Annotated in this window: 10 protein-coding genes; 5 read left to right on the top strand and 5 right to left on the bottom strand. The window is 68.1% G+C overall.

The window, feature by feature from the left end; all coding sequences use genetic code 11:
- Positions 1 to 350: LLM class flavin-dependent oxidoreductase (locus tag QOI01_RS35545; protein WP_526388843.1), on the bottom strand; the 350-nt coding region annotated here is incomplete at its 3' end.
- 94 nt (positions 351 to 444) lie between these two features.
- On the opposite strand from QOI01_RS35545, the gene QOI01_RS35540 reads away from it, so the two are divergent.
- Positions 445 to 1,575 (top strand): TDT family transporter, encoded by a 1,131-nt coding sequence (locus tag QOI01_RS35540; RefSeq protein ID WP_526388842.1) that lies wholly within the window; start codon positions 445 to 447, stop codon positions 1,573 to 1,575.
- A gap of 112 nt (positions 1,576 to 1,687) precedes the next feature.
- Here QOI01_RS35540 and QOI01_RS35535 read toward each other — a convergent pair whose 3' ends face one another.
- Positions 1,688 to 2,989 carry an acetyl-CoA C-acetyltransferase gene (locus tag QOI01_RS35535; RefSeq protein WP_526388840.1) on the bottom strand — a complete coding sequence of 434 codons (1,302 nt, stop codon included), beginning with the start codon at positions 2,987 to 2,989 and terminating at the stop codon, positions 1,688 to 1,690.
- 152 nt (positions 2,990 to 3,141) lie between these two features.
- Between QOI01_RS35535 and QOI01_RS35530 the strand changes: the two genes are divergently transcribed.
- Both QOI01_RS35530 and QOI01_RS35525 read left to right on the top strand, forming a co-directional pair.
- Positions 3,142 to 4,524 carry a 3-oxoacyl-ACP reductase gene (locus QOI01_RS35530; protein WP_526388847.1) on the top strand — a complete coding sequence of 461 codons (1,383 nt, stop codon included), beginning with the start codon at positions 3,142 to 3,144 and terminating at the stop codon, positions 4,522 to 4,524.
- 38 nt (positions 4,525 to 4,562) lie between these two features.
- A complete protein-coding gene (locus QOI01_RS35525) occupies positions 4,563 to 5,408 on the top strand; it encodes a MaoC/PaaZ C-terminal domain-containing protein (protein WP_526388845.1) in 846 nt (281 codons plus the stop codon).
- On the opposite strand, the gene QOI01_RS35520 is transcribed toward QOI01_RS35525, so the two are convergent.
- A complete protein-coding gene (locus QOI01_RS35520; RefSeq protein ID WP_526388838.1) occupies positions 5,405 to 5,995 on the bottom strand; it encodes a class I SAM-dependent methyltransferase in 591 nt (196 codons plus the stop codon). The genes QOI01_RS35525 and QOI01_RS35520 overlap by 4 nt on opposite strands.
- Before the next feature lie 100 nt (positions 5,996 to 6,095).
- On the opposite strand from QOI01_RS35520, the gene QOI01_RS35515 reads away from it, so the two are divergent.
- Positions 6,096 to 6,536 carry a MarR family winged helix-turn-helix transcriptional regulator gene (locus tag QOI01_RS35515; protein WP_526388836.1) on the top strand — a complete coding sequence of 147 codons (441 nt, stop codon included), beginning with the start codon at positions 6,096 to 6,098 and terminating at the stop codon, positions 6,534 to 6,536.
- 38 nt (positions 6,537 to 6,574) lie between these two features.
- Here the strand turns inward: QOI01_RS35515 and QOI01_RS35510 are convergent, their stop codons facing one another.
- Together QOI01_RS35510 and QOI01_RS35505 are read right to left on the bottom strand one after the other, a co-directional pair.
- Positions 6,575 to 7,192 (bottom strand): TetR/AcrR family transcriptional regulator, encoded by a 618-nt coding sequence (locus QOI01_RS35510; protein WP_526388834.1) that lies wholly within the window; start codon positions 7,190 to 7,192, stop codon positions 6,575 to 6,577.
- Positions 7,193 to 7,220: 28 nt separating this feature from the next.
- Entirely contained in the window at positions 7,221 to 8,435 is a 1,215-nt protein-coding gene (locus tag QOI01_RS35505; RefSeq protein WP_526388832.1) for a glycoside hydrolase family 3 N-terminal domain-containing protein, read from the bottom strand.
- Between the two features lie 87 nt (positions 8,436 to 8,522).
- Between QOI01_RS35505 and QOI01_RS35500 the strand changes: the two genes are divergently transcribed.
- Positions 8,523 to 9,903 (top strand): serine/threonine-protein kinase (locus QOI01_RS35500; protein ID WP_526388830.1); only part of this gene is annotated, 1,381 nt, incomplete at its 3' end.

The raw sequence follows: 9,903 nt of genomic DNA, 5'->3' as shown, positions 1-9,903 counted from the left end.
ACCGGCTTGTCCCACGGGATGCCCCACATGCCCTCGGTGACGGCCTGATGCGTCATGCCGAGCCCGAGGATGAGCCGGCCGTGCGAGACGAGGCTGACGGTCAGCGCCCGCTGGGCCATCTGCATCGGATGCTGATTCTGGATGGGGACGACGCCGGTGGCCACCTCGATCTCGTCGACCTCGCGCAGCGCCACGGCAAGCACCGTGAGAAGGTCCGGCTCGTAAGGTAATTGGCTCATCCAGAGCCGACGGAAGCCCTCCTCGCGCAACATCGCGAGGTTCTCCACGCATGCGTCGACGGGGTTGTCGACACCCGTTCCGCTGAGTTGTCCGAAAATGCTGACCCGCACGACTGGCACGCTCCCTTGCGTTCGCCCGGCCTACATCGAAGCACGACGACCGAACGCGGACGTAACGGTGTTCCCAAGGTGTTTGATGCGAAGCATGACGACCGAAGCGGCCCGACTTCAGAACTTCGGGCCCAACTGGTTCGCCTCGGTGATGGGCACTGGGATCGTAGCGACGGCGGGCGCGACGCTGCCGATCCACGTCGCGGGGCTGCACGTGTTCTCGCGCGGGGTCTGGGTGGTCGCGACCGCACTGCTGGTGATTCTCGTCGTCGCGGTGACCGTGCAGTGGTTCCGCCACCCGACGGTGGCCAGGAGCCATTCCCGCAATCCGCAGATGGCCCACTTCTACGGGGCCGCCCCGATGGCGTTGATGACGGTCGGGTCGGGGGCGATCCTGATCGGCAAGGACCTCATTGGGATGCGCATCGCCGTCGACCTGGCCTGGGTGCTGTGGACGGCGGGCACGATCGGCGGCCTCTTGACCGCGGCAACCATCCCGTACCTCATGTTCACCCAGCACAACGTCGAGCCCGACGCGGCATTCGGCGGCTGGCTGATGCCGGTCGTGCCGCCCATGGTGTCAGCCGCGGCGGGCGCGCTGCTGATCCCGCACATGCAGTCAGGGACCGGCCGCACCACCATGCTGTATGGCTGTTACGCGATGTTCGGTCTGTCGCTGTTCGCGGCATTGATCATCATCAGCATGATCTGGAGCAGGCTCGCCCTGTACGGCACGTCGGGGACGGCCCGGGTACCCACGCTTTGGATCGTGCTGGGCCCGCTCGGCCAGGGCATCACCGCCGCGGGCCTGCTCGGCACCGCCGCGGCGCTGGCGGTGCCACCAGAGCTGGCGAGCGGCATGAACGTCTTCGCAGTCCTGTTCGGCGTACCCCTCTGGGGATTCGCGCTGCTGTGGATCGTGCTGGCCACCGAGCTGACGCTGCGCACTCTGCAGCGCGGCATGCCCTTCGCACTGACCTGGTGGAGCCTGACCTTTCCGGTCGGCACGTTCGTCACCGGCACGACTCAACTGGCCGTGCACACCGGACTGCCCGCCTTCCGGGTTGCCGCGGCAATCGCATACGCCGGGCTGCTGGGCACCTGGGGGCTGGTGGCCGTGCGGACGGCGCGCGGCAGCGTGGGACGAAGCCTGTTCGCACCACCGCCACCCAACGCGGGGCCGGTGAAGGCGAAGAAGGATGCGCCCGTCCCGCCGATTGCCTAGAAAGGGCCCAGAAAAAGAGGTTGCCCCGTGTTGCCGTCGGGTCGGGGGTTAGACGGCAACACGGAGCTACTACTCGTATCGACTGCTCGTTCTGGGGCGTTACACCCGCTGCTCAGGCCTCCAGAATCGCCGTGACGCCCTGCCCGCCTGCCGCGCAGATCGAGATGAGGCCGCGCACGGGCTTGCCGGTTTGGGCCTTCTTCTCGGCCAGCTGCTTGGCCAGCTGCGCCACGATGCGCCCACCGGTCGCCGCGAACGGGTGACCCGCCGCAAGTGACGAGCCGTTGACGTTGAGCTTGGTTCTATCGATGCCGCCCAAGGCACCATCCAAGCCGAGGCGCTCCTTGCAGTACTCCTCGGATTCCCAGGCGGCCAGGGTCGCGAGCACCACCGACGCGAATGCCTCGTGGATCTCGTAGAGGTCGAAGTCCTGCAGCGTCAACCCGTTTCGGGCCAACAGCCGCGGCACCGCGTAGGTGGGCGCCATCAGCAGTCCGTCGTTGCCGTTGACGTAGTCGACCGCAGCCGTCTCACCGTCGACGAAGTACGCGAGCACCGGCAGCGAGCGCTCAGCCGCCCATTCGTCTGTCGACAACAGGGCCACCGAGGCGCCGTCGGTCAGCGGTGTGGAGTTGCCCGCCGTCATGGTCGCGTCGCCGAACTTGGTGCCGAAGACCGGCTTGAGCTTGGCCAACTTTTCTGGCGTGGAGTCGGGCCTTAGGTTGTTGTCGCGGTAGAGACCGAGGAACGGGCTGACGAGGTCGTCGAAGAAGCCGCGGTCGTAGGCCGCGGCCATGTTCTGGTGGCTGGCTGCGGCGAGCGCGTCCTGATCGACGCGCTTGACGCCCATCCGCTTGGCGGTGATGGCGGCGTGCTCACCCATCGACATGCCGGTGCGGGGTTCACCGTTTGTCGGGATCTCCACGCCGAGGGCCGCGGGGAGCTGGCCGACGAGCTTGAGCCGGTCGACGTTCGACTTCGCCCGGCGCAGGCCGAGCAGGACCCGGCGCAGATCGTCGCCAAAGGCGATCGGCGCGTCCGACGTGGTGTCGACTCCGCCGGCGGCCGCCACCTCGTACTGGCCCAGCGCGATGCCGTTGGCGATGGCGATGGTCGATTGCAGGCCGGTGCCGCACGCCTGCTGCAGGTCGTATGCGGGGGTGTAGGGCGACAGCGAGCTGCCCAGCACGCACTCGCGCATGAGGTTGAAGTCACGACTGTGTTTGAGCACTGCTCCGCCGACCACGGCCCCGAGGCGCTCGCCCTTGAGGTTGAACCGGTCGATGAGACCGCCGAGTGTGGCGGTGAACATGTCCTGGTTCGACGCGTTGGCATACGCCCCGTCGGAGCGGGCGAAGGGAATCCTGTTGCCGCCAAGGATGGCCACTCGGCGAGTCGCCTTGGTGTCGGCCACGTCTACCTCCTATATGTCCATGGGCGTTCGGTGAGCGGACGCCTGGGTGTCGAGGGTCATACTACCCACCGTTCTTACTCTGGAGTAAGTTCGTGAGCGATACGACAGTTGCTTCGGATGCGGGTACCCACCCATTCGTACTTACCCGTTCTGTGTCCCGTTTCTCACCGAAAGGCAGCTCAGTGGCTACCGACCTGTTCTCACAAGTGGTCAATTCCGGTCCGGGTTCGTTCCTGGCCAAACAACTCGGCGTTCCGCAGCCCGAGACCTTGCGCCGCTATCGGGCGGGCGAACCCGCGTTGGCCGGCTCCCTGCTGATCGGCGGCGACGGCCGCGTCGCGGAGCCGCTGCGCGCCGCGCTCGCCGGGGACTACGACCTCGTCGGCGACAACCTGGGCGGCCGTTGGGCCGACTCGTTCGGCGGACTCGTCTTCGACGCCACCGGCATCAAGACCCCGGAGGGTCTCAAGGAGCTGCGGGAGTTCTTCACTCCGCTGCTGCGCAATATCGGCTCGTCCGGACGCATCGTCGTGATCGGCACGACACCGGAGGCGACGGGCAGCGTCGACGAACGCATCGCCCAGCGCGCACTCGAGGGCTTCACCCGTTCTCTCGGCAAGGAGCTGCAACACGGCGCGACGATCGGTCTGGTCTACCTTCCCCCGGACGCCAAGCCCGCGGCCACCGGACTGGAGTCGACGGTGCGGTTCCTGCTGTCGGCGAAGTCCGCCTATGTCGACGCGCAGGTGTTCTACCTCGACGCCTCGGACTCGGTCCCGCCCGCCGACTGGGACAAGCCACTCGACGGCAAGATCGCCCTGGTGACCGGCGCTGCGCAGGGCATCGGCGCGGAGATCGCGAAGGTGTTCGCCCGCGACGGCGCCAGGGTGGTTGCGATCGACGTCAAGCAGGCGGCCGAGGCGCTGGCCGAGACGGCGACGAAGGTGGGCGGCACCGCGCTGACCCTCGACGTCACCGCCGCCGACGCCGTCGACCGCATCACCGAACACCTGCGCGAGCACTATGACGGCAAGGCCGACGTCCTCGTCAACAACGCGGGCATCACCCGCGACAAGCTCCTGGCCAACATGGACGAGGGGCGCTGGGACTCCGTCGTCGCGGTCAATTTGCTTGCTCCCCAACGGCTGGCGCAGGGGCTGGTGGACAACGGGACGATCGGCGAAGGTGGCCGCGTCGTCGGGCTCTCCTCGATGGCGGGCATCGCAGGCAACCGCGGACAGACCAACTACGCCGCCACCAAGGCAGGCATGATCGGGATGACGCAGGCTCTCGCGCCGGTGTTCGGCGAGAAGGGCATCACCATCAACGCCGTGGCGCCCGGGTTCATCGAGACGAAGATGACCGAGGCGATCCCGCTGGCCACCCGCGAGGTGGGCCGCCGGCTGAACTCCCTGTTCCAGGGCGGCCAGCCCGTCGACGTCGCCGAGGCCATCGCCTATTTCGCGAGCCCGGCGTCGAATGCGGTCACCGGCAACACCATTCGGGTTTGCGGCCAAGCCATGTTGGGAGCGTGACCGTGACGGCGGGCAGGAGCGAAGCGATCGGGGGGAGGATGGGGAGCCAGCCCAGCGGGCTGCACAACATGGCCAGGGCCGTGGCGGGTGCGCTGCCGTTCGTCTCGCGTGGCGACACGGTGCCCCACCGGACGGTCGCCGTGGAAGAGCTGGCGATCGACCCGGCCAACGTCGCCGAGTACGCCGCGGTGACCGGACTGCGATTCGGCGATTCCGTCCCGTTGACCTATCCGTTCGCGCTGACGTTCGCTTCGGTGATGTCACTGGTCAGTGGCTTCGACTTCCCCTTCGCCGCAATGGGATCGGTACACGTCGAGAACCACATCACCCAGTTCAAGCCGATCGCCGTCACTGACACCGTCGGCGTCAAGGTGCACGCGGAGAACCTCAGGGAGCACCGCAAGGGCCTGCTCGTCGACCTGATCACCGACGTCAACGTCGGCAACGAGACTGCGTGGCACCAGGTGACGACGTTCCTGCACCAGCAGCCGACCAGTCTCTCCGACGAAGCGAAGCCGGAGCAGAAGAAGACGTCGAAGCTGCCGCCGCCGAACGCGGTACTGCACATCACGCCGGGTCAGATCCGCCACTACGCGTCCGTCGGTGGCGACCACAACCCGATCCACACCAGCTCGATCGGCGCGAAGCTCTTCGGCTTCCCGACCTCCATCGCGCACGGAATGTTCAGCGCCGCAGCCGTACTGGCCAACATCGAGGGCCAGTTCCCCGACGCGGTGAAGTACTCGGTGCGGTTCGGCAAGCCGGTGCTGCTGCCGGCCCGCGTCGGCCTCTACGTCGACCGCGTCTCCGAGGGCTGGGAGTTGGCGCTGCGCAATCCATCCAAGGGTTACCCCCACCTGACGGCGACGGTCACCGCACTCTAGGCGGTCATCGTCAGGCGGTCGCACCGCGAAAACACCGGCACCGCGGTGCGGATTCGCGTCTTGCGTACCGGTGCGCCGTCGAAAAGTCCTTGCTCACTAGCTGTTTCGGTCAGCACCCGGAATGGCGCATGGCCGAAGTCGTAGACATAGAGCCGGCCGCCTGGTCGCAGCACCCGCGCCAGCTCGGGAACCGCCCCGGCGGGATGGTCCCAGTGGTGCATGCTGAACGACGTCACCACCGCGTCGAAGGCGTCGTCGGCGAACGGTAGTTGTGTCACGTCGCCGGCGTGCACCGACGCCCGGTCGCGGAACTCGCGTACGTTGTGCGTGGCCGCCGCGGCCATGTCGGCCGAGAGGTCCACGCCCGTCAGCCGTAGATCCGGGCGCCGTTGCGCCAACTCGACGAGCAGGACGCCGGGACCGGTGCCCACGTCGAGGACGGCGGCACCTTCGGGGACCGCATCGACCAGGTCGTCGGCGATGCGGCGGTACAGCCCGCGCAGCAACCTGCGCGCCACGAAGTCATACACCCGGCTGGCGCGCCCTTCGAAGAACGCCGGGCAATTGCCATGGACATGAGTGCACATCGCGACCTCCCATTGGTTGTGTCATACAACTATCACCACCCACTGTACCGACCTATAGTTGTGCGCCACAACCATTGGATCGATCCGAGGAGGAATCGCGGTGGCCTCCGACGAGTCAGAGCAGCTGCATGCGCTGTTCATGGACCTGGTCCGCGTCGCCGGACTTCTGCAGCCCGACCAGGACTTACCTGGGCACACGCTGTCGCTGTCGCAGGCGTACGCCATCCACGAACTCGACCGGGACACCGGCTTGTCGCAGCGGGAGCTCGCCGAGCGGCTAGTCCTGGAGAAGAGCACGGTCAGCCGGTTGGTCGCCGACCTTCAGCTCGAAGGACTCCTCGAGCGGCGCCGCGATCCGGCCAACCGCCGGACCGACCGACTTCAGCTCACGGATGCCGGTCGCGCCATGCACGCCGGCATCGCGGCGGGCTACGGCGCGCGGTACCACCGCTGGACGGCAGCCATGACGCCCGCCGAGCGCACCGCCCTGCTCGTCGGCCTGCCTGCGCTGATCCGGGTGGTTCGGGAGTCGAAGGCCTAGCGGACCCGACGGCGGGGCAGCTGGTCACACCGGCATCGTCAAGCCGTGGACGCCGCGGGCGCGTCGGCCGGCTTGCCCTTCAAGCCCCGCCAGAACAGGTTGATCATCAACTCAGCGGCCTCGTGAACATCGGCGTCGCCGGTGCTCACCCGGGTCGCCACCGCCTCGCCAGCACCCACCAGCGCTACGGCCATCATGTCGAAGTCGGTGTCGGGCTCGGGGTTTCGCGTGCCGGACTGCAGTAGCTTGCCGACCAGGTCGATGATCTGCTCGCGACCCTCGCGCACCGTGTGGGCGAACGCCTGCGAGCTGGTGGCCTGCGTGTAGAGCACCATCCACGACGCCCGGTTGGTGTCGATGTAGCTCAAGAACGCCACCACCGCGTTGCGCAGCAGCTCCTTCGGGCTCTGGGTGAAGTCGATGTCGGCGCGCACCGAGTCCACGAACCGGCTCAGCTCGCGGTCCAGGCAGGCGCCGAACAGCTCCTCCTTGGAGCCGTAGTACAGGTACAGCATCGGTTTGGAGATCTGGGCCTGCGCGGCGATCGCATCCATCGACGTCTCGTGATAACCATTCACCGAGAACATCTGCACGGCGGCGTCGAGCATCTGCTGCTCGCGCACGGCGCGCGGCAATCGCTTCGTTCCACCTGCCATCTGTTCAGGGTAAGCAATTGCGGTCGGTTCAGCCTCCGCAGCGTGGACTCTTGCCCTTGAGGCCGGCGATTCGCAGCACCGAGGCGTCGACCTTCTTGGCGTCGAGCTCGCCGGCGGTGACGGCCTTCTCCAAGCGGTCGAGCACGGCGGGAACGTCGTCAGTGGTGATCCACAGGCCGATGTCGGCACCGGCCTGTAGCGACTTGAGCACCGCTTCCGGAACGCCGTAACGCTGGTTGATCGCGCCCATGCTGGACAGGTCGTCGGTGAACACGACGCCGTTGAACGGGAGTCCGCCGTAGCCGCCCGTGCGGAGCAGGCCGTAGGCCGCAGTACTCAGGCTGGCGGGGTCGGTGCCGGTGAGCTCGGGGACCTGCATGTGGCCGACCATCACCGCGGTGCCCGGCACCTGGGCCAGCGTGCGGTAGGGAATCAGGTCGTCGTTCATCAGGATCGACAGCGGCGGCGTCACCACGCCGCCCTGATGGGAGTCGCCCGACGCGTGGCCGTGGCCGGGGAAGTGCTTGAGCACCGGCGTGACGCCCGCTTCGAGGAGCCCCCGCGCGTAAGCGCCCGCGTACTCGGTGACCTTATCGGGGTCGGCGCTGAACGAGCGGTCGCCGATGACCGTGTCGTCGTCCTGGTCGGAGACGTCGGCGTCCGGGGCGAAGTCGACGGTGATGCCCAGGTTCCGCATCGCCTGGCCGCGCTTGAGCGCGATGTCGTGAACCTCCTGGGCGGAGACCGTCTTGCCAAGCACCCGCGCCGAGTCCTGAGTGCCGATGATGCCCTTGAGCCGTGAGACCCGGCCGCCCTCTTCATCGGTGCTGACCGCCAACGGCAGCGGACTCGCCGACGCCGCGATCTCCTTGAGCGGGTCGCCGAGCATCGTCAGGTCGGTCCAGCTGCCGATCATGATGCCGCCGACGTGGTCATTGGCCACCACCGCCCGCGCATCGTCGGCGCCCGTGACGCCCACCATCAGCAGCTGGGCGAGCTTGTCGCGCGTCGACATCGCGGACAGCAGCGCGTCGCCCTCTCCACACGCGGGCGGCTCCGGCGAGGGCAGCGGCGTCGGGCCTACGGCCTCGGTGCTCGGCCTCGGCGGATTGGCCGATGCGTTGCGGTGCTTGACGAAGTAGACGCCTGCCACCGCGATGACCGCGATGACGACGAGGGCGAGCAGGATCCGCACGATGGTGCCCCGTTGGCTGGGACCCGTCGAACCGTTGGCCAGCGGCATGGGGCGAATCGTAGCGTGCGACCCCGTCGTCGACCCAGCCGTCGACACGAGCGCCGAGGTCCGCCGGGCTGGGTAATCTCGGCGACTATGCCGTTCGGGTCAGGCGAGGTGTTCGCGGGATACACCGTGGTGCGTCTGCTTGGTGCGGGCGCCCTTGGTGAGGTCTACCTGGCAACCCATCCGCGGCTACTCCGCCAGGACGCGATCGAAGTGCTGTCCGCCTCGGCATCGGCGGACGACGAGTTCCGCGTCCGCTTCAGGCGCGAAGTCGACCTCGCGACTACCCTCTGGCACCCGCACATCGTCGGCGTGCACGACTACGGCGAGTACGGGGGCCGGTTGTGGCTGGCGACGGACTTCGTCGACGGCACCGACGTCGAGCGGCTGATGCGCGAGGAGTATCCGCGTGGCATGCCCGCCGACGAGGCCCTTGACATCGTCACGGCGGTCGCCGACGCGTTGGACTACGCGCACGAGCGGCAGATGTCGCATCTCGACGTGGGGCCCACCAAGATAATGCTCACCGATACTCCGAGACGACGAATTCTGTTGACGGGCTTTGGAATTCCCCGCACCGCCGATCCCACCGACGATCGTGTCGACCAGTACGACCTGGCCGCCACCACGTACCACCTGCTGAGTGGGGCGCCGCCCGTCACGCACACCATCCCCTCGACGGTGGCCGCCCTCGGCGAGACCCGCCAGGACCTCGCCGCGTTCGATCCCCCGATCATGAGGGCGTTGGCGACGGACCCCAGACAGCGGTTCGCCGCCTGCGTGGACTTCGCCGCCGCTCTTCGGGACGCCGCAGCCGCCGTCACCCAGGCGCGGCCGGTGATCGACCCGGCGGCCCGCGCACCGACCGAACACCTCAACAACCCGACGACGGGCTCGGGCATGCCCGCCGTCTTCGTCCCGGCGTGGTCGGCCGAGGAGCCGACCGCCGAGCCGGACTCCGGGTTCGATCGGTTCGAGCCGGAGTTCGCCCCCACGATGGCCGCCATGCAGGTGCCCGACGCATCGCAGCCACCTCCACCGGCACCCGAGCCGCGCTACGACGAGCCTCCCGGGATGACGGCGAAGACCTGGATCGTCACCGGGGTGGTGGCCGTCGTCGCCATGACCGTCGCGTTGGCGGTCATCGTGACCCGCGGCAGGAGTGACGACACCGCGTCCCCGAGTTCGCCCACACAGCCATCGAGCACCGCTGCGCCGTCAGGCCCCTCGTCCGCACCTCCGACCAGTACCGGGGTCGGAGGCCGCCCGAAACCGCCGACGATCCCAGGACCCGACGCAGTAGGCGAGAACTGTTCGGGTGGTTATCAGATCGACGGTCGAGGGGGCTGGGCGAGCCAGGGCGTGCGCGGTAGTGCGCCCGCCACGTGCGCCTTCGTCGGGGGCGTGCTGAAGGCCTACTGGGATGCCGCCGACCCGAACGCCGAGCTGCGGACCGTCGTTGCCGCAGGCG

It is taken from the genome of Mycobacterium sp. (assembly GCF_032162605.1).
GTDB lineage: Bacteria > Actinomycetota > Actinomycetes > Mycobacteriales > Mycobacteriaceae > Mycobacterium.
Note: the sequence above shows the minus strand (reverse complement) of the source record. Positions and strands in the feature narration are given on the sequence as shown.

Bases quoted from the DNA above. Each gene is read 5' to 3' on its own strand.
- QOI01_RS35540 (WP_526388842.1), top strand. From the start codon at position 445: ATGACGACCGAAGCGGCCCGACTTCAGAACTTCGGGCCCAACTGGTTC.
- QOI01_RS35525 (WP_526388845.1), top strand. From the start codon at position 4,563: ATGGGGAGCCAGCCCAGCGGGCTGCACAACATGGCCAGGGCCGTGGCG.
- QOI01_RS35520 (WP_526388838.1), bottom strand. From the start codon at position 5,995: ATGTGCACTCATGTCCATGGCAATTGCCCGGCGTTCTTCGAAGGGCGC.
- QOI01_RS35510 (WP_526388834.1), bottom strand. From the start codon at position 7,192: ATGGCAGGTGGAACGAAGCGATTGCCGCGCGCCGTGCGCGAGCAGCAG.
- QOI01_RS35505 (WP_526388832.1), bottom strand. From the start codon at position 8,435: ATGCCGCTGGCCAACGGTTCGACGGGTCCCAGCCAACGGGGCACCATC.